The sequence below is a fragment of the Paraglaciecola arctica genome (genome assembly GCF_018861065.1).
Lineage (GTDB): Bacteria > Pseudomonadota > Gammaproteobacteria > Enterobacterales > Alteromonadaceae > Paraglaciecola > Paraglaciecola arctica_B.
In genome coordinates this window covers 109948-130076 of record NZ_JAHKQO010000016.1, presented here as the reverse complement: position 1 = coordinate 130076, position 20129 = coordinate 109948, and the positions used below count along the sequence as shown (strand labels likewise).

Below are 20129 nucleotides of genomic sequence, written 5' to 3'. Positions count from 1 at the left end.
TACATCACGAAATCAAAACTGGTCTTAGAAGTATCAATCAGGTAAAAATAATGGCCCTAATGGCGTTTTAGGTAGATCAAATTCTTCAGGGTAAGTAACATGCACCAAATATAGACCATTGGGTTTGGCTGTCGCTGCAGCCTTAGTTCGATCTTTGTCTTGTAACAACGTCTGTATCCACGTTATGGGTTTTTCTTTACTACCCACTTTCAACAGGGAACCTGTGATATTACGCACCATATGATGTAAAAAAGCATTGGCAGTGACATCAATCATAATGTAATCCCCAAATCGAGTCACACTAATACTCGTCATATTTCGCACGGGAGTATTCGCCTGACAATTTACCGCTCTAAATGCGCTAAAGTCATGTCGTCCAACCAAATATTGCGCAGCATCATGCATCAATTCGTGGTCAAGATCACCACTATGAATATGGGTCACACCTTTTGGAAGAATGCCATTGCGTAAACGATGATTATAAATAATGTAGCGGTATCGCCTTGCTGTAGCAGAAAAACGAGCATGAAACTCATCACTGATATTTTTTACCCATTTAATAGCAATGGATTTAGGTAAAAACCGATTCAAACCTATGGTCCAGGCTCGGTCGGGTCGCTGACTTAGGGTATCAAAATGCACAACTTGGCAAGTCGCATGAACTCCAGCATCGGTACGTCCAGCACAAGTCACATTGACAGGTTCGTTCGCAATTTTAGCTAACGCCTCTTCAACGTGCTGCTGCACACTTGCTACAGTTTGTTGGCGCTGCCAACCGTGATAAAGCGCGCCGTTATATTCAATGCCCAGAGCTAATCGCATTTGTGTACTATTGCCATTCAAAAAATTCGCGGTATTGTAAGGAACTTCAATGTAAATAACAGTGGTTTTTAGTAATTCCTAGGTAATGTTTACATTTAAGTTCGCCACATACCTTTAGTCAGGCTTAAAATCAGCCGAATGCAGGTTATGCTTTTTCATAAGCTTATGCATATCAGTACGGTTTCGACCTGCCAATTCAGCTGCTCTTGTCACATTTCCATCTGTCATTTTAAGCAATTTCAATAAGTACTTTTGCTCAAATGCATCTCTTGCTTCAGTTAAGGTTGGCCATTTTTGTTCGGAAGCCGACAACGCCTGTTCAACTAGATGAGAAGCAATCACTGGTGTTTGCGTTAAGGCAACGCATTGTTCTACAACATTAACAAGTTGTCGCACATTGCCCGGCCACAAACAGGTTGTTAACAATTGCATTGCATCATCAGAAAATCGACTGACCTTAACTTGGTGGCGCTCTGCGCTGCTTTTTAATAAGTGCCGAGCTAATAACGGAATATCTTCAGAGCGTTCTCTTAACGTCGGTAGAGTAATATTCACAACATTCAGTCGATAATATAAATCCTCTCTAAAGTTTCCTTCTTGCATTTCCTTGCTTAGGTTTTTATGGGTGGCAGAAATAATCCTCACATCAATCGGGATTTGTTTACTGCTGCCCACGGGACGAATCGTTTGCTCTTGAAGCGCTCTTAATAATTTAACTTGAAGTGATACTGGCATATCGCCAATTTCGTCCAAAAACAGAGTGCCACCATCCGCTTCTCTAAACAAACCCTGATGTTCGTTGACCGCTCCAGTAAACGATCCCCTAGCGTGCCCAAAAAGTTCAGACTCAAGCAGGTTCTCTGGTAACGCACCGCAATTAATTGCCACAAAAGCTTTGTCAGCTCTTTTGCTGGCTTTGTGAATCGCACTGGCTAATAGTTCTTTACCGGTTCCGCTGGCTCCACTTATTAGTACGCTGACATCACGCTTGGCTACACGGAAAGCTTGATCAAGCAATTGCTCCATTTGCATCGAACGAGTAATGATTTTCTCGCACCATTGCCCTCTTTGCGCCCCTTGACTTTGACTCACCGCTTTTTCCATCAAGCTGCGTAATTCTTCATGATCTATAGGCTTAGTCAAAAACCCAAACACACCTCTTTGGGTTGCCTCTACGGCGTCTTGAATAGTTCCATGTGCTGTCATCAATATCACAGGAACATCTTTTCTGAGGGCCATTATTTCTTCAAAAAGACTTAACCCGTCGAGCCCTGGCATGCGTAAATCACTCAAAACCACATCAAAATTTTGACTATTGATGAGTTTTAATGCCTCTTTACCACCACCTGCACTTTGCACATTGTAGCCTTCCCCTCTAAGCCTAATAGCCATTAAGCGTAATAAACTCTCGTCATCATCAACCAACAACACATTGGGATCTGATACATTCGACTGACTCATTCTTTATCCTCTTCAATACTTTCCATAATCGATGCTTCAATATTAAGCAACTGGTCAATTTGATTTTGTTGTTTGTCTAACAGTATTTGCTGCTCTTCAATGTTGAAGGATTGATGAGTATTAATTTTACTCAATGTTACCAACGCAGATTCCATCTCCAACAACCCTTGACTAGGGTAATAAAGCGCTATCATGATAAAGCGCTGCATAGGCTGAGTTAGCTTAGGTAGGATTGACTCCACCCAACCCTGTGCGCGCAATCTATCTTGATATGGGGTGCTTTTTCCTTGGCTTAGAAATACCTTTTTTAGAACATCAGTATCTTGATCAGATAACTCTTCTATTTGTTTTTTACGTTCTGGCCACGAAACCTCTTCGATCTGATACCAATATTGCAACCAATATTCGATGTAGCAGTTATTCTCATCGAATGAGCTCTCCCATACACACATAGGTGGGCTCTCTGGAGCATCAACTATTACAGTGGGAGTTACCGAAGGAGGCCGAGAAGATGACAACAATTCGCAACCACAAAACAAAGTTGTGACACCTAGCAGGACTATTAATTTCAATCTCATATATTCGCCTCTTTACTTGGGATATAGACACGAACACACACGTCAGCATAATCCACCTCTACAAATTCAGCCTTTCCAAACATCATTCTGGCGCAATCAGCCACTATGGATAATCCAAGCCCTGAACCTGTCACTCTATCATTTCGCGTACCTTCTCCTCGACTAAAAGGTTGAAATAATATGTTTCGTTGCTCATCTAAGATCTTCTGACCGCGATTTGCAAAATCTAAGACTTGCATATCACCCTGTTGATAGAGTCTTATGCTAATAGGTCTGCCTCTACTGCCATGGGCAAGGGCATTTGACACCAAATTATCCAAGATTCTTCTAAACAATTTTTTGTCAGCGAAAATACTAGGTAAATCTAGTTGCATATCAATCTGGTTGTCATGTTGTTTAATCGCTAGACTATTTTCTGTCACAAAGTCTTCAAAGAAACTTTTAGTTTTAAAATTCGAAAATACGGGTTTAGCCTGTTGTAATAACAAATTGTAATCAAGCAACTGCACTATTAGTAAGTTTAATCTATCTGTACTGCTGTTTAATAGAGACAACACTTCCTCTTGCTCTGCGTTCAATGGGCCTACGACTTGCTCTGTTAGCAATGAACACCCTTCTTTGATGCTAGCTAAAGGCGTTTTTAGCTCGTGAGACGCATGCCGCAATAACGCATGGCGAAGGTTTTCCAATTGAATTAATCGGCCAGCCAAGCGGTGCAACTTCTGTTCTAATACAATCAACTCCTTTGGTCCAGAGGTAGAAATAGGGGGTAAGGTATTCTCTTGTCGTGAGATCGCAGTAATGACTCGCTCAAGTCTTGTAACAGGTTTTAATATTGCCTTAGATCCAAGAGCAATTAATAAAAAAGAGGCCCCTAATAACCAAGCCGTTAACCAGAATTGTGTTTGTTGCACAGAGCCAACATAGATTTGTTGATCTTGTATTCTTTTGTCAAGACTACTGTCTATCTGTGTAGCTAAGTCATTTAGATTTTGTTTGAATTCAGCTAGTTGTGCGTCTAATAGCAACTGATCTTCGGTACCAGAATATTGTTTAATCCAGACAACTCGCTCAGTTAAACTATGACAATTCTGTTTCTCAGAAAGTTGCTCACACACTGGAATTTGGTATTCTGAAAATCGCTGGGTCGACTTTTCAATCAAAGGTTTTAGGGCGTCCTTCTTAACTATATGATATTGACGCACAAGCCGCTCAATATCTACCGACAACCCTTCCATCTTACTCACTTGCCTGACGGTATTAACAGAGTATTGGGCTTCGTTTGTGGCAATTTGCGCAATTTCACTTAACTTAATTTGGCTGTAGCCAACCAATAGCGCCAAGGGCACAAGAACAACGACAAAACTAACCAACGTTAGTTGTCGTAATGAGCCTAGTTGCATGGCAACTCCCATTAATTTTTTCATTTTATCGAGTTGTCAGCATAATAAAAAAAGACCGAACAAGTCGATCTTTTCTCACTATATTTTCTATATCCGTTCTTCAGGTTTATCGGTATTTTTGTCTTTTACCAAGTTAACTTTGGTATTCGCCAACTCGAGGGAACTAATTTTTCCATCGCCATCCGTATCAATTTTTCCAAACGAGGCGAGTACTGCGGGGTTCGCTACCGCTTCTTTAATTGTAATTTGCCCATCCTTATCCAAATCCAGCTTTTTTATTAATTCACCGTCAGCCACTGCTGAAACCGTAATAAACATTTGTACCGTCGTAAATAGAACCACGAAAGAAATGAAATAATTGCCTTTTCTCATGTCATTACCATCCTCTGCTAATGTAAAACGAGATTCGATATATCTACAAACCGCTACCAAATCCAATTAAAACAAGGCATCCATGCCAAAAAAATAACGCGAAAGAATGTCCGCATTAAGGATAAAAGTACTGTTAGCTGCAAACGCCATTACAACCAACCAATAGCATGCACTTCCATCCTTCACCACATTCAATGTCCGTAAATTACACTCGAGGAACCAGTCAAGTGGAACGTGATTACTAAAGGAAGCATTACATTGTTCGTGCCACAAATTATTTTCATATATTTATCATGTAGTTACATCGATTATAGAGAATCACAAATACAATAAGTATCTAAAACCAAACTTAATCGTACCTTTTTTGCGACACTGATAATACCAAGACTATTTATGTATGTTAAATCATACAGTTAACATGTCTATTATTTGAAACACCACTCAAAGAATAGACAGATAGTGACTATAACAATAGCCAAAAGTTAGGGTTTGATTGACAACTTACTTTGAATATATTGGCTATGAGGAATGTACAATAAATCAGCTATCTTTCTGATTGTGTATTCTTCATCTGGACTGAGTTCATGGTCAGCGTAGGCAATAGACCATAATGAATCAAGTACCGCCCTTTTTTCTTCGAGTCCATATAGATCATTGATAACACTAGTAAACTGCTGAAAATCAGTTGATTCATCTGCCTGTGATTGACTCATTTGGCACAGTGTTTCCAGTTCGTCTGCGGTCAAAGAAAATAGATTATTAAGCTGGGTACGATAATTATCCTGTTCCAACTGATCAAGGTCATTATCTGCCCGCATCACTTCATATAGCAATACCGCCGTGGCCAATTCAATTGTGTGTTGGCTGTTACTTTGACCTGCGTTTATATGACTCTTAAACCATTCTTGAATATTGGAAATCATTATATATTACACTCCCGTTTTAATTAATTGCACGAGTGCCCTTGCCCCTTCATAGGCTGACTCTATGGAAGAACCAAAACTCCAGTCACCACCAAGATATATTCCATTTTCATGGTTGGACAAAATGCCTAAAGGTTTTTGCCCGGCACTGGGTCTGGCATATCGCCAATAGTGCGCGTAGGTATCTGTCACTGACTGATTAGATAATCCAAACAACTCACAAAGCTCCTTGGTTGCAATAGAAATCGCCTCATTCATACATTGAGAACCTAAGTCATCTGACAATTCGTTAGCGAGTTGGGCTACCCATATTTCGTTTTGTTGTGTGGTGGTAACTTCAGGTCGTTGTGGTTTACTAGAATCTCGCACTAAAGTCTGAATAGAGTGGCCTTTTAGATAGACTAAATCAACTGCTGAGGTAACTACTCGGTCTAGCTTTACTGCAATCGACCAACAACTTGACCAAGTTTGTGAAAAGGTTGGTAGCGCCAATGAGACTTCAGATTGCTCAATTATTGTTTGGCTTTGTGGCCATGGTGCGGTTATTACTAATTTATCAAATCGCTCAGCCTGCCATACACCGTTTATTTTTAATTGCCATCCTTTGTCCTGATGATATCGCACTTGGTCAATTAAACTGTTTGTGTGCAATTGTGCCTTTTTAGCCCAGTGGCGACATGCAGCATTCATTTTTTGATTAAAAACGTAATACTCTCTATCACTTTCAAATATTTCTAGTGGAGTCTTAACACCATTATTTTGATGGGTAATAGCTATAGTTTGTGGCCATTGGCTCACAATATTCTGATGACAAAGTTGTCGCATAAATTGTGCAAATTCGACGGTTTTTACAGGCACAACAGTGGCACCAATATCACACTGACCAAAATCGGTTTGTTTGGTACTGGCTCGGCCTCCACAGCCACGAGACTTTTCGAAAATACTGACTTCAAAGTTATCAGTATCAAGAAAATCAGCCAATAAACACCCCGTTATTCCCGCTCCTACAATAGCAATTTTCATATACTGTCATCGTTATCTGCGAACACAATCATATGTTCTAGGTCTAAGCGAATGCCTATCAATTCATTCAACTGATGATCATGATGACTCGGTGCCAAGCACAGTACCTTGGCATGTCCAACCTGCTGTAATTCCAATTGATACAAGATGTGTGAACCTTGGAACGACCTATCGATTACTTTTGCTAAAGTCTCACTTTTATCGTCATGGATGATATCGTCTGGGCGTATCAAAAATACAACTTTATCACCTTGTATAAAACCGCTATCTGGCTCAAGAGTAAAAACCCCTAAACCACTGTTTAACTTAATGTTGTTATCTACAGTTGCAGGCAAAAACACACCATCTCCAACAAAGGAGGCCACAAAGCGACTCTTTGGTCGATGATAGAGTACGTAAGCATCAGACCACTGTAGTAAGCGGCCTTTGTTCATGACACCGATCACGTCAGCCATCGCAAAGGCTTCATGTTGATCGTGGGTTACCATCACAGCGGTGGTTTTTTCGTGTTTCAAAATAGTCCGTAATTGTTTCGCTAGCTCATCTCTTAATTCCGCGTCCAAACTAGAAAAAGGCTCGTCCAACAACAATAAATCAGGTTTGGCGGCCATTGCCCGAGCCAGAGCAACGCGCTGTTGTTGACCACCTGACAACGCGTGAGGATATCGACTGCCATAGCCTGACAACCCGATTAACTCCAACAATTCTGTGACTCGCTGGTGTTTTTGTGCACTATTTTGCTGGTGTAAACCAAAAGCGATATTTTGCGCAACACTTAGATGAGGGAACAAAGCATAGTCTTGAAACACAACTGAAACGTGGCGTTTTTCAGGTTCTATGTGATTGTTTTTATCGGAAACTAACTGTTCACGTAACCTTATTGTTCCGTCTGTTAACCTTTCGAAACCTGCTATCGCTCGTAAAACGGAAGTTTTACCACAACCAGATGGGCCTAATAAACACCCTATTTGCCCGCTTGATAATTCAAAAGTCACATCATGTGCAGCTTTCACATTTTGGTAACTAACAGTTACATTTTTGAGACTTAACATGGTTACCTTATTTGATTTGGGTGGTAATTTGGGTAGGCTTATCGATTAATAGAGTCAGCAAAATAACCGGCAAGATACCCACGCAAACAATGGCCAAAGCGGGCAAGGCTGCGTCCATTAATCTTTCATCTGAAGCTAATTCAAATGTTTTAACCGCTAGAGTGTTAAAATTAAACGGCCTTAAGATCAAGGTGGCTGGTAGTTCTTTCAATACATCGACAAAAACTAATAGCAGCGCACTTAACACACTGGTTTTCATCAGAGGCAGATGAATTTTTCTAAGAATTTGAAGCGGCTGATATCCTAACGATCGCGCAGCGTCATCCATACTGGGTTTCACTCGCGCCAACCCAGTGTCAACGTTATGCATAGCTACAGCTAAAAATCGACTACTATAAACCAAAATCAACGCAAACAATGAACCTGAAAACACTAAGCCTACGCTTAAGTCAAACCAACTTTCAGTCAATCCATTAAGTTTTATGTCGAGCCAACTTAGCGAAATCATCGCCCCTATGGCGAGAACGGTACCTGGAATCGCATAACCAAGATTAACCACACCTACCAACGTTCGAATCGACTTGATTGGATTGAGACGTTTTCCGTATGCAAAAAATAAGGCTAAAGCTACCGCTGTAAAAGCAGCAATGGCGGCCAAGTAAAAACTATTCCACAACAATAAGCCAAAATCACTACTTAACTGTTGTGAGTAGGTTTTTGAAGCCCAGATAAACAACTGTAAAACTGGACATATGAATCCCAAGAATACCGGTAACATACAAATAAACGGCACCCAGAAAGCTTTACTACCTGTTAACCTTATTCTTTTTGCTTGTTGTGTTTTTTGGCCTTGAAAATAATAACGAATTTTACGCCTTGATAGAAATTCCAAAATCAATAACAGCACCACAAAGCTGGTTAATAGTGCGGCCAGTTGCGCAGCCGCAAGACCATTTCCTAAACCAAACCAAGTTCTAAAAATACCGGTAGTAAAAGTGCTTAAGCCAAAATATTGCACTGTGCCGTAGTCAGCAAAGGCTTCCATCATGGCTAACGCAGCTCCCATCAAAATAGCAGGGCGAGCCAAAGGTAGCACAACCTTAAACAGATATTTTCTCGAGGAGACACCTAAACTTCTCGACACATCTTCGAGGCTGGCAGGTTGTTCGCTAAATGCCGTTCTAGCTAACATATAAACATAGGGATACAAAACCAAAGACAACATAACGATCGCCCCTGACAACGAACGAATATCTGGAAAATAGTAATCTCCATATCGCCAGTCAAATGTTTCTCTTAACAACGTTTGTATTGGGCCTGCAAAGTCCAACAAACCTGTATAGGTATAGGCGATAATGTAGGCTGGCATCGCCATTGGTAAAAGAACCAACCATTGCAATTGTTTGCGTCCGGTAAACTCGTACCTCGCGATACACCATGCTAAAACAGTCCCTATCACTATGACTATTAATCCAACACCAAAAGCCAAAATAAGAGAATTGACAATATAGTCTGCTAACACAGTTGAATAGAGATGCTGCCAGATTTCAGTTTGAGGAAAAAACACGCTAACAAACACAAGGCCTGTAGGGGCGGCAAGAATAAAGCAGCCTAGTGTTATACCGATTAACCAAACATTGAACCGGCCAAATGGCCAGTTAATTTGTTTCATACACAATCTTAATTTAGTTTAACTAGGGAATACCCCGTCGAATTTACTTCCACCCAGCGCGATCCATCATCTGAACCGCGGCTGAATTTAATTCTCCGAGTTTACCCAAGGGTACCTGTTCTGTTTCAAATGCACCAAAGGATTGCAGGATATCACTGTAAGGAATACCGGCTAAAACAGGATATTCATGGTTAGTTTTTGCATACCACAATTGCGATTCGTTACTGAGTAAAAAATCAATTAACTTAAGTGCGGCGGCTTTGTTAGGAGCATTTTTTGCCAGTGCAACACCAGATATATTGATATGTGCACCTCTGCCCTCTTGATTTGGCCAAACGACTTTAACTTTTTGGGCTTGTTGTTTTGTTGTTTCATCTTCAGAACTCAACATTCCCGCAAGATAATACGTATTAGCAATAGCCACATCACATAAGCCAGAGGCAACACCTTTAATTTGATCTCTGTCTCCACCTTGAGGAGGGCGCGCAAAGTTCTTAACAAGACCATTCACCCATTCCTCAGTGGCAGATTCACCTAGCTGCGCAATTAATGAAGCCACCATAGATTGATTGTAAATATTGTTAGAGCTGCGAATACATATACGCCCTTTCCATTCAGGCTTGGTTAAATCTTCGATTGTTGCAATGGATTGCGCCGCAACTCTGTCGACCGAAACCATTAAAGGTCGAGCGCGTAATGACAACCCCAACCAATGTCCCTGCTCATCACGATAGTTATTGGGTAATTTAGAAATGACCTCAGTTTCTGAGATTTCTTGAGTCAAACCTTGCTGTTTAGCGCGATACAACCGGCCGACATCTGTAGTTAACAATAGATCCGCGGGACTATATTTACCTTCGCTCTTTAAACGCGTAATCAAATTATCTGCTTTACCCGTCACTAAATTGACTGAGATACCGGTTTGCTTAGTAAAAGTATCCAATAAGGGTTTGATCAAGGCTTCTTTACGAGCTGAATACAAATTAACCTGCTCAGCCATTACCACTGGAGACAGCAAAGACACAATAACACACATACTAGAGATGATTTTTTTCAAGAGGTATTCCTACTTTCAAAAGACATAAACAATGATAGAAACCGGATGTTAATCTAATTGAGAACTATTCTCAATATCAATTTATTCCTCATACATTAAATAATGGCTTGCTTGCATACCTAAAGATTCATAGGTTTTCTGGGCAATAATATTTTCTTTTTCAACATATAACCTAAAACCGCACACGTCTTTTTGTTGTTCAGCCAACACTTTGACCTGAGAATACAATTGAGCATAAATCCCCTTACGGCGATAATCTGGAGCAATATATACACTTTGAATCCACCAGAATACCGCATTTCGCCAATCGCTCCACTCTGTAGTGACCATTAAACTACCCACTACTTGTTCATTTTTTTCTGCAACTAAGTAAAACCCTTTGGTTTCGTCAGAAATTAATGCTGAGACTCCTTTAGACAAAATGTCCAGATCCAATTCTTTTTGCTCTGTTTCCCATGCCATTAATTGATTAAACTTCACCAAGGAAACCACATCAGTGTGCTTAGCAACGCGTACTTTGATTGTTTCTAACATTTTTCTCACACCCTAGTTATATCTTGAACACCACATCGACAGTGTTGCCTTTATTCGTATACTCAACTGACTCGCACAACTCTTTGACTAACGAAATTCCGCGACCGTAACTTTTTTCTAGATTTTCCAGTTCTGACATGTGTTGCTGTTTAAACCCTTTTCCAGAATCTTTAATTTGGATTGCCAAGGCATTTTCATCTGGTAAATATTCAGCGCTAATAACGATGCTAGCAGCCTCAAGTGATGAAAGTTTTTCTTCACGTAATTTGAAGTACGCAAAAAAACCTGAGTCTGATTGTTTTAACTCTGAATCAAGTTCTAATACGCCGTGCTCGAGAGCGTTATTGTATAGCTCGCTCAATACTGTAAACAATTCAGAATGCACACCATATAAACTCAATTGGTTAGTGATAACACTCACCAGATCCACCACAGGATCGCTAGATTTGATATGTTTCGCATCCAATTCTAAAACCATTTTAAGTGGTATTTTAGACGCGACACCTTTGTTAGTAACCTGCTCTAATGGCTGGCTAGTGAATATAATGACGGTAACATCGTCTTTACGCTGCCTTGAACCCAAATATTCCTTAGCCTTGTCGATGATACCTTCAACATTCATGTTAGGTTGAGCCAATAACCAGGTTTCAATACCCTCATTGCCTAACATTTGGCCTTCATCATTTTCAAGTTCAACTATGCCGTCACTAAATGCCACCAACCTGTCGCCAAATTGCATTTCATAACGTTCTACGTCAGCTTCAAATTCATGACTTTCCAATATTCCCAGTGCCATATGACGTGAATCAAAACGCTTTACTATTTTTCCATTTTGGTCCTGTAAAAGCAGGCTTGGCATGCCACCATTCCAAATATCCACTTGCTTTCCGGTATGACTAATTTCAACTAGTGCTGCGGCAAAAAACATATCATCTGGAAGCAACATTAAGAGAGTCTGGTTGATGGTTTCAGCCATTTCCATTAACGAGAGACCTTTTCTAGACATAGCTTGAAATGCTTGTGAAACCGGTAATGCGCCAATGGCCGACGCTAAACCATGACCAGTAAAGTCACCAATCAAAAAGTACATTCCCCCGGTCGGACTTGCACTAGCGATAAACAAGTCACCATTGAAATCGCTAGCTGGATTAAGGCAATAATCTAAATAACGAGTAAATGATTTATTAACGGATAACGCGTTAGCAAAGATATGTTCAACAATCTTATGCTCACGTTCAATTGCGTTTCGATAAAAAGTCAGCTGTTTGTTTTGTTCGAAGGTCTTTTTACTGAGTAATCGGGTCCGCACATGAGCGCGGATTTTTGCAGCCAATATAACCTTATCAAAAGGTTTTGCTACAAAATCATCGCCACCCACCTCTAAACATCTGGCAAGAGATTTTTCATCATCTAATGCAGTAATAAAAATAATAGGTAGGTAGATATCGCCAGCCAGTTTCTTTAGTTGTGTAGCAACTTCAAATCCATCCATTTCTGGCATGACAATATCCAATAAAACTAAATCTGGCTTGATACGCTTTGCCAATTCAATGGCAACCATTCCATCTTCAGCCTCAAAGGTGTCTAAATACCCTTGTTGCTCCAGCATGTGTACCAATAAAAATCGGCTAAGCGTGTCGTCGTCTACAACCAGAATACGCATGAATATTTATGAAACGTTATACAATTAGGAATTTTTTATCGAAACGAGCAATTTGCAGAATTTTTAAAACTTGGGGGCGGCAATGGGTAATTTTAAAAGACTTCACTGTATCACTTAAACTTTTTTGCATATTCAACAACATACCCAAAGCAGAGCTATCCATATATTCAGTTTTTTGCAAATTGATGACTATACTGGTGACTGTCTCGTTGCCCTCAGAATAGGCTAAACGAAAATCCTGAACTTTACCAAAATCGAATTTTTCTTCGAGGAAGATGGTTAATTCACTTCCGTCTTCAGAAAATTCTCTATCTAAACTCATTAACTTCCCCTTGCAAAAAGAAACGTATTATTACATTCCACTCTATACTGCGGTTATTAAATAATAGTTTTACAGCTTTGCCTACAAAGAATCACTTTTTTTTATTAGAATGGGCGCCCTCCCCGCTCAGTAGCAATAGGGTTCAAATTAAGTATGAGTGAAAATAGACTAGTATACAGCACACAAACTGGCCGCATTGAAAACAAAGAAAATAATAAACCTCAAATAAAAACTGATGGCATCGTACGTATACGCCGTGAAACCAAAGGCCGAAAGGGTAAAGGAATGACAACAGTGACGGGTTTAGAGCTACCCGAAAAAGCACTCAAAGACTTATGCAGTCAATTGAAGAAAATGTGCGGAACCGGTGGCGCAATAAAAAATGGAGTGATTGAGATTCAAGGTGACAACCGCGATAAAATAAAGGCAACACTGGAACAACTAGGCCATAATGTGAAATTAGCGGGTGGTTAATAGTCCGTAGAAATACAAATTAGGAGTAGCAATGCATCATCTCTCGTTGTCAGAAGTCAGTATTATCTTAGTAGAGCCTTCAGACACTCAAAGAAAAATTATTTTAAAGCAATTAGCTGCCGCGGATATTAATCACGTTGAAGCGGTCGGTAGTGTCAAACAAGCACTTGCAACTATTACTAAGCAAGGTGCGGACTTAGTTGTCAGTGCTATGTATTTTGAAGATGGAACCGGTCTAGATATCATTAAACAATTGAAAAACAGCGATTCCCATGCAGCTACCCCTTTTATGTTGATTTCTAGCGAAAACCGAGTAGAAAAACTAGAAGAGTTTAAGCAGTCTGGAGTAGCTGCAATTTTACCTAAACCTTTTACCCCAGAAAACTTATCTAAAGCTTTGAAAGCATCATTAGATTTAATCAACTCAGATGAATTGGATTTAGAGTTATTTGATGTACATGACGTCAGAGTATTGCTAGTCGATGATAGCAAACTCGCACGAAACCACATTCGAAGAGTATTAAGTGGCTTAGGTCTAAAACAGATTTTAGAAGCCGAGAATGGGGCTGAAGCTCTGACTTTATTGAAAGACCAAACATTTGATTTAGTCGTTACCGATTACAATATGCCTGAAATGGATGGCAGAGAGCTTTCAGAATTTATTCGATTTAATCCTGAAACTTCACACATACCTATAATTATGGTGACCAGTGAGTCAAGCTCGAGTTTACATATGGCAAATATCCATCAAACAGGTGTTAATGCTCTTTGCGACAAACCATTTGAGGTAAACGAAGTACGCAAAATGTTAGTCTCGTTACTAGGTCAATAACGATAACAATAAAGTGTTATTCAATATTCTTAATAAACGAAAAAATTGTGCTTAAGCAATCGTTGACTTATAGGTAGCGGCTTTATAAATTCAATGACACAGCAACATATTTTTAAACCTACCATTATCCTAGGTTTTTGTTATCTATACTGAAACCTCCCAATTTGGGCGTTATTTTTTGAAATTATAAGTGAAGACCATGTCATCAACAGAATTAGAAGAACTTAGAGTAAAAATCACTGACCTTGACACCCAGCTACTGACCTTTTTAGCTCAAAGACAGCAATATACTAATCAAGTAGCTGAAACCAAGATAAAAAATCATATCCCAGTGCGTGATCAAAAACGTGAAGAACAATTGTTAATTAGGTTGATAAAAGAAGGCAGTAAACACGGTTTAGACGCCCATTACGTCACACAATTATTTCATGTCATTATTGAAGATTCAGTATTAAATCAACAAGCATTGTTAGCGGCGAGAGCAAACCCCGGTAGTAATTTGCCACTCAATCGTGTGGCGTTTTTAGGCGACAAAGGTTCTTACAGTTATTTAGCTACGCAAAAGTATTTTTCACGGCGCCCAGGTGAATTACTTGAAATTGGTTGCCAGAGCTTTTTTGAAATAATTAAAAAAGTAGAAACTAACGAAGCAGACTACGCCGTACTTCCGATTGAAAACACCTCTTCAGGTAGCATCAATGAAGTTTACGACCAATTGCAACACACTCACCTTTCTATCATTGGTGAACTGACTTATCCTATCAAACATGCGTTGCTAGTGACTCAAGACACCGACGTTAGCAAAATAAAAACGCTTTATGCCCATCCTCAAGTATTCGCACAATGTAGTCACTTTCTAGCGGAGTTAGGAAATGTAGAGGTTAAACCTTGTGATAGTACTTCTGCTGCCATGTTAAAAGTGGCGGAATTAAACACAGATGATGTGGCAGCTATGGGTAGTGAAAGTGGTGGAAGTTTGTACGGGCTGCACGCTATTAAGTCAAATTTGGCCAATCAAAAAGAAAATCACAGTCGCTTTTTTGTTGTTGCTCGTAAACCTGTCAACGTACCACTTCAAGTACCCGCCAAAACAACTTTGGTCATGTCGACTGTGCAAAAACCCGGAGCCTTAGTAGAAGCACTGATGGTATTGCGTGACAATAAGATTAATATGACCAAACTAGAATCTAGGCCCATAACCGGTAACCCATGGGAAGAAATGTTTTATCTTGATGTAGAAGGTAACGTGCAAGATGGGCCTATGCAGCAAACGCTAGAAGAATTACAAGCCATGACCCGCTACTTTAAAGTATTAGGTTGTTATCCAAATGAAGAAATCAACCCAACAAAAGTTGCGGCGGTAAGCGCTTTAGCTGAGTAGTGACCTAAACTACTTTTTTGGGTAACATTTTTTGTTAAATAAAATTTTGTAAACACACAAAAAAAACGGGGCAATTAAAATGACCCCGTTTTTTCTATTTTCTATTTTCTATTTTCTATTTTCTATTTTCTATTTTCTATTTTCTATTTTCTATTTTCTATTTTTAGTGATTAAAGTCGTAACATTTCTGAACTCAACAATCTTCACTTAAAGATCGGTCGTCATCTGCTTTGAGTAGTAACTTTCTACTATCCACTAAACACTGCTTGGCATAATCGCCAAACCACGAACCAATATTTAGGAACTGCTTAACAAACTCACCTTTGTTGTTGCTTTCTACTAAGGCCAAAGCCTGATTAAATTTGGCACTAAACTCAGTTAATATCGCAACACTATCCTTGTTATCAAAAATGATATCAGCATATAACACCGGATCCTGTGCAAAGAGCCGACCTACCATTGCTAATTCTAAACGATAAATAGGTGAACTTAACGAAATTAACTGTTGTAAATCTGGGTTTTCGCCAGACAAATGGGAGCCAAAAACAAAACTACAAAAATGTCGCATAACCTGTATAAACACCATAGCGTCATCGTGCTCTTTGGCGGTAGTTTGCTGTAATATCCCACCCCAAATACGAATTTGCTGCAATAGCCATTCGTATTGTTCACCATCACGTCCATGACATACCACTACAACCTGTTTCACCATACTAGCGACATCTGGACCAAACATAGGGTGCAACCCTAAAACCGGCCCTTTATGAGCAGCCATCATAGCGGCTAAAGGTTTTTGTTTAGTACTAGTAATATCAACTAGAACGCAGTCTTGGGGTAAGTTAGTTAGCTTTGAAATAACACTTTCAGTCAACTTAATAGGCACGGCCACCAGCACTAAACCGGCATCTCTTAGAATAGAATCAGCATTTTCCCAATCGTCTTTCTCTAGCAGTTGCACTGGATAGCCGCTGCGTTTAAACATATCTACAAACACTCTGCCTAAGGCACCCGCACCACCTATCACCACTATTTTTTGGATGTTTGGATTAGTACATAAATAGTCAACATTTTGGGTATGATAAGACTCACGCATGATCCTACGCAGTAAATCTTCTACTAGAACCGGGGAAACATTCAGTTGTTCTGCCTCTTTTCTTCTCTTGGCAATCAACTCTGCTTCACGTTCAGGCACATAAATAGGCAAACCAACTTTACTTTTATATTTACCTACTCGGGCTGTCACCTTCGCCCGTTTCGCCAATAACTCAACTAACTGGTTATCAATATCATCTATTTGCTGCCGCAGTTGACTAAGTTCATTTGGGGATACGGGCATTACTTTTCCTAGTTTTCAGCGTTAATAAACTTATTTAACCGCATAGGTAACACGGTTATCAACTTATCTCGCATATGGTTAATTAAATCTTCTGTGGTTTGCCAATTAATGCAACCATCTGTAATAGACACGCCATATTCTAATTCACTAGGCGTTTTTCCTGAACTACTTTGATTACCATGATTTAAATGACTTTCTAACATGATCCCAATAACAGACTGGTTACCTTCGAGAATTTGGTTTACGACATTTTTGGCGACCAAAGGCTGTCTACGGAAGTCTTTGCTAGAATTTGCATGGCTACAGTCAATCACTAAACCAGCACTCAGTTTCGCATTTTCTAATTCAACTTCACAATCGGCAACACAAACCGAATCATAATTGGGCTGTTTACCGCCACGCAAAATAATATGTCCATCGGGATTACCTTGAGTAGTAATTACACTCACTTGCCCTTCACCATTGATGCCCATAAAACTATGACCAGATGCGGCTGATTGCAGTGCATTGATGGCAATACCTAAACTCCCGTCGGTGCCATTCTTAAAACCAACAGGCATAGATAAGCCGCTAGCCATTTCTCTGTGGGTTTGCGATTCAGAAGTTCTTGCACCAATCGCTGACCAGCTAAATAACTCTGCCAAATATTGTGGGCTAATAGGATCCAACGCTTCGGTAGCAACTGGCAATTCTAGCTCAGCTAACCAAATCAATAATTCTCTGGCTTTACGCAATCCGGTTTCAATATCAAAAGTATCGTTAATATGTGGATCATTAATCAAACCTTTCCAACCCACTGTGGTGCGAGGCTTTTCAAAATAAACTCGCATCACTATGTATAAGGTATCTTTACAGCTTTCATGCAACTCTTTTAATTTAAGAGCATATTCTTTGGCTGCATCAATATCATGGATGGAACAAGGACCACATATCAGCAAAAATCTGTGGTCTTTACGATGTAAAATATCACTAATGACTTGCCTAGAAGTTTGCACAACCTGCAAAACAGAATCACTCACTGGCAATTCAGATTTTAGGGCCTGGGGGGTGACTAATACTTTCTCAGAAGAAATATTAATATTGTTATTGCTGTCACGTAACATGATTTGACTCTTTTAAAATAAGCTGAAAATTGGCATCGGATCCATCAATTAAGAGACCTTTTGCGCCTAATTATTTAATAACACTCATAAGGTGTAACGATTAATTTACAACAAGAAATTTATTATTTTTAATTTTGGATTGACTTTTTACCAGCTATTAAAATTAACAACAAGTTTTAATTACTTTTATTGCAACAGTTGGTTAGTTTTAAGGCGATACATTGACAAAAGGCAGTAAGTTGCCGTTACAGAAAAGCCATGTGTGTATATACCTCAGAGAAAAAAATGTATGGAAATCGAGAAAAACGAGCTATTCCCCGGACATTTATTTTTGTTATCGATTTGAAATACAATCATTTGATTACCCTTTATATTCTGATTAACAAAAACGGAGAGTTGCTGGAAATTATCGCTGCTTTGACCGTGTCTCCAAGACGCCAGATAATTGGAGGCCAGCATCTGCTATCAAACAATTAACGTTAAGGGTTGGGAGCAAAAACTCGGCGACTGACAATATTATGTAGACTAAGATTACAAACTGCCAGCCCATCAAGCTGGTGCGCATTAGCAACAAATCCAACTCTCTAAACTTACCTAATCTGAGCTTAGGTTAATTTGATATCGTTTTGATTACTTGCGCCGGTACACCTGCAACGACTGTATTGGGCGCCACGTTTTTGTTTACTACCGCACCTGCAGCAATAACCGCATTGTCACCAATAGTTACACCGTCTAATATTTTAGCGCCCATACCTATCCAAACACTGTTTCCGATAGTAATGGAATTAGCTGTTTCTATGCCTTTGTTACGTCTGTGCGGATCTAGAGGATGAGTGGCGGTAGAAATCAATACACCAGGAGCTATCATAACATTGTCTCCGAAAGTGACTGGTGCAGCATCCAGTATGACTAAGCCGTGATTAGCGTAGAAGTTTTTCCCTGTTGAAATGTTATAACCGTAGTCGCAGTAAAAATTAGGCTCTATCCAAGCCCCTTCGCAATGACCGAATAGTGACTTGAGAATTTTTCGACTGCCCTTTCTATTGTCGATATCAAACTGATTAAACTGTTGGCAAAGTCTCTTAGCATTCGCTCTATCTTGTTGTAACGATTTATCGCTTGGAAAATACTCAAGCCCCTGCAACATTTTTTGTTTTTCGGTTAATTGACTCATTTTACTTCAACCCTTTTTTATTAACGTCAAAAGCGCCATGCCACAAAACGGCTAATTTTTTGTCCTTGCGCCATGTCCACAGTTTTCAGATCCCTAACCCCTTGCTCCCGCAAACTTTTATAAATCAGGGGTAAGTTATCTTTCTTTGAAACCAAGCTGCTAAACCAGGTAATTTGCTGTGCAAACTCCTGACTTTCGGCGATCATCCGCTGAATAAACCGCAATTCAACGCCTTCACACCAGAGTTCATTTGCTTGGCCTGCAAAGTTCAAGTTGGTTTTAGTTGGATTACGGTCAGGGTTTACGCCACGTTTAAACTTATTCTTCGCAAGGTTTTTTACTTTACGCTGCGAACCTGCATTAGCTTGCTCAGCCGATTGATGAAAAGGCGGGTTACACATACAAAAAGCAAAGTGTTCGTTTGCTTTGACAACACCAGCAAAAATCGATTGGGGCTGCTTTTGTCGTCTTACTTTAACATGATCCGTTAATACCTTATTGGCAGCAATAATCGTATTTGCGGATTTAATTGAAACTGGATCAATATCTGTTCCTACCATTTGCCAGCCATAGGATCTTGAGGCAATAATGGGATAAATAAGATTGGCACCAGTGCCTATATCTAGCCCTTTGGTTGTTTTACCATTTGGGATAACGACATTATTGTCTAGTGCCAACAGGTCAGCCAAATAATGTACATAGTCTGCTCTGCCCGGCACAGGCGGACATAAATATCCCTTAGGAATATCCCAAAACTCCACTTGATAATAATGTGCTAGTAACGCGGCGTTTAGAGTTTTCACTGCACTTGCATCGGCAAAATCTATGCTTAGGCCACCATCAGGCTTAGTTATCAAGTAAGGGCGTAAAGCAGGATAACTTTGCACCATTTGCGCCAGAGGGTAATTTTCTTTATGTAAATTTCTAGAATGTTTCAATGTCTAAAA

Annotated in this window: 20 protein-coding genes; 3 read left to right on the top strand and 17 right to left on the bottom strand. The window is 39.8% G+C overall.

Annotation, left to right across the window (positions count from 1 at the left end):
- Window positions 1-33: 33 nt before the first annotated feature.
- The 13 genes from truA to KO534_RS06540 all read right to left on the bottom strand — a co-directional run bounded on the left by truA (window position 34) and on the right by KO534_RS06540 (window position 12882).
- The gene (gene truA, locus KO534_RS06600) at window positions 34-822 is read right to left on the bottom strand and encodes a tRNA pseudouridine(38-40) synthase TruA (protein WP_215928664.1); all 789 of its coding nucleotides are present in this window, start codon (window positions 820-822) and stop codon (window positions 34-36) included.
- A gap of 114 nt (window positions 823-936) precedes the next feature.
- The gene (locus KO534_RS06595) at window positions 937-2283 is read right to left on the bottom strand and encodes a sigma 54-interacting transcriptional regulator (protein ID WP_215928663.1); all 1347 of its coding nucleotides are present in this window, start codon (window positions 2281-2283) and stop codon (window positions 937-939) included.
- Entirely contained in the window at window positions 2280-2861 is a 582-nt protein-coding gene (locus KO534_RS06590; RefSeq protein ID WP_215928662.1) for a hypothetical protein, read from the bottom strand. The genes KO534_RS06595 and KO534_RS06590 overlap by 4 nt, the downstream gene beginning before the upstream one ends.
- On the bottom strand, window positions 2858-4264 hold the full coding sequence (locus tag KO534_RS06585) for a sensor histidine kinase (protein ID WP_215928661.1): 1407 nt from the start codon (window positions 4262-4264) through the stop codon (window positions 2858-2860). The genes KO534_RS06590 and KO534_RS06585 overlap by 4 nt, the downstream gene beginning before the upstream one ends.
- Before the next feature lie 87 nt (window positions 4265-4351).
- Window positions 4352-4636, bottom strand: coding sequence for a hypothetical protein (locus KO534_RS06580; protein WP_215928660.1), 285 nt, complete (start codon window positions 4634-4636; stop codon window positions 4352-4354).
- Window positions 4637-5118: 482 nt separating this feature from the next.
- Window positions 5119-5559, bottom strand: coding sequence for a TerB family tellurite resistance protein (locus KO534_RS06575; RefSeq protein ID WP_215928659.1), 441 nt, complete (start codon window positions 5557-5559; stop codon window positions 5119-5121).
- A 6-nt stretch (window positions 5560-5565) separates the two neighbouring features.
- On the bottom strand, window positions 5566-6582 hold the full coding sequence (locus KO534_RS06570) for an NAD(P)/FAD-dependent oxidoreductase (RefSeq protein WP_215928657.1): 1017 nt from the start codon (window positions 6580-6582) through the stop codon (window positions 5566-5568).
- Complete coding sequence (locus KO534_RS06565) at window positions 6579-7634, bottom strand: ABC transporter ATP-binding protein (protein ID WP_215928655.1); 1056 nt, start codon at window positions 7632-7634, stop codon at window positions 6579-6581. Before KO534_RS06565 ends, KO534_RS06570 begins: the two co-directional genes overlap by 4 nt.
- A 7-nt stretch (window positions 7635-7641) precedes the next feature.
- Window positions 7642-9306 carry an ABC transporter permease gene (locus KO534_RS06560; protein ID WP_215928653.1) on the bottom strand — a complete coding sequence of 555 codons (1665 nt, stop codon included), beginning with the start codon at window positions 9304-9306 and terminating at the stop codon, window positions 7642-7644.
- Window positions 9307-9349: 43 nt separating this feature from the next.
- Window positions 9350-10342 (bottom strand): extracellular solute-binding protein, encoded by a 993-nt coding sequence (locus KO534_RS06555; protein ID WP_215928780.1) that lies wholly within the window; start codon window positions 10340-10342, stop codon window positions 9350-9352.
- A 102-nt stretch (window positions 10343-10444) separates the two neighbouring features.
- Complete coding sequence (locus tag KO534_RS06550; protein ID WP_215928651.1) at window positions 10445-10897, bottom strand: GNAT family N-acetyltransferase; 453 nt, start codon at window positions 10895-10897, stop codon at window positions 10445-10447.
- Between the two features lie 16 nt (window positions 10898-10913).
- Entirely contained in the window at window positions 10914-12560 is a 1647-nt protein-coding gene (locus KO534_RS06545) for an ATP-binding SpoIIE family protein phosphatase (protein ID WP_215928649.1), read from the bottom strand.
- A 16-nt stretch (window positions 12561-12576) separates the two neighbouring features.
- Window positions 12577-12882: an STAS domain-containing protein gene (locus KO534_RS06540; RefSeq protein ID WP_215928647.1), complete on the bottom strand. Its 306-nt coding sequence runs from the start codon at window positions 12880-12882 to the stop codon at window positions 12577-12579.
- Window positions 12883-13035: 153 nt separating this feature from the next.
- On the opposite strand from KO534_RS06540, the gene yciH reads away from it, so the two are divergent.
- From yciH to pheA, 3 genes are all read left to right on the top strand, one after another.
- Window positions 13036-13356, top strand: coding sequence for a stress response translation initiation inhibitor YciH (gene yciH, locus KO534_RS06535; RefSeq protein ID WP_215928644.1), 321 nt, complete (start codon window positions 13036-13038; stop codon window positions 13354-13356).
- 31 nt (window positions 13357-13387) lie between these two features.
- Entirely contained in the window at window positions 13388-14188 is an 801-nt protein-coding gene (locus KO534_RS06530) for a response regulator (protein WP_215928642.1), read from the top strand.
- Window positions 14189-14387: 199 nt separating this feature from the next.
- On the top strand, window positions 14388-15569 hold the full coding sequence (gene pheA, locus KO534_RS06525) for a prephenate dehydratase (protein ID WP_215928640.1): 1182 nt from the start codon (window positions 14388-14390) through the stop codon (window positions 15567-15569).
- Window positions 15570-15762: 193 nt separating this feature from the next.
- Here the strand turns inward: pheA and tyrA are convergent, their stop codons facing one another.
- From tyrA to rlmF, 4 genes are all read right to left on the bottom strand, one after another.
- Window positions 15763-16905: a bifunctional chorismate mutase/prephenate dehydrogenase gene (gene tyrA, locus KO534_RS06520; protein ID WP_215928638.1), complete on the bottom strand. Its 1143-nt coding sequence runs from the start codon at window positions 16903-16905 to the stop codon at window positions 15763-15765.
- Window positions 16906-16913: 8 nt separating this feature from the next.
- On the bottom strand, window positions 16914-18008 hold the full coding sequence (locus KO534_RS06515; RefSeq protein ID WP_215928636.1) for a 3-deoxy-7-phosphoheptulonate synthase: 1095 nt from the start codon (window positions 18006-18008) through the stop codon (window positions 16914-16916).
- 610 nt (window positions 18009-18618) lie between these two features.
- A complete protein-coding gene (locus KO534_RS06510) occupies window positions 18619-19182 on the bottom strand; it encodes a sugar O-acetyltransferase (protein ID WP_215928634.1) in 564 nt (187 codons plus the stop codon).
- Window positions 19183-19208: 26 nt separating this feature from the next.
- Complete coding sequence (rlmF, locus tag KO534_RS06505; protein ID WP_215928632.1) at window positions 19209-20120, bottom strand: 23S rRNA (adenine(1618)-N(6))-methyltransferase RlmF; 912 nt, start codon at window positions 20118-20120, stop codon at window positions 19209-19211.
- Window positions 20121-20129: the final 9 nt, after the last annotated feature.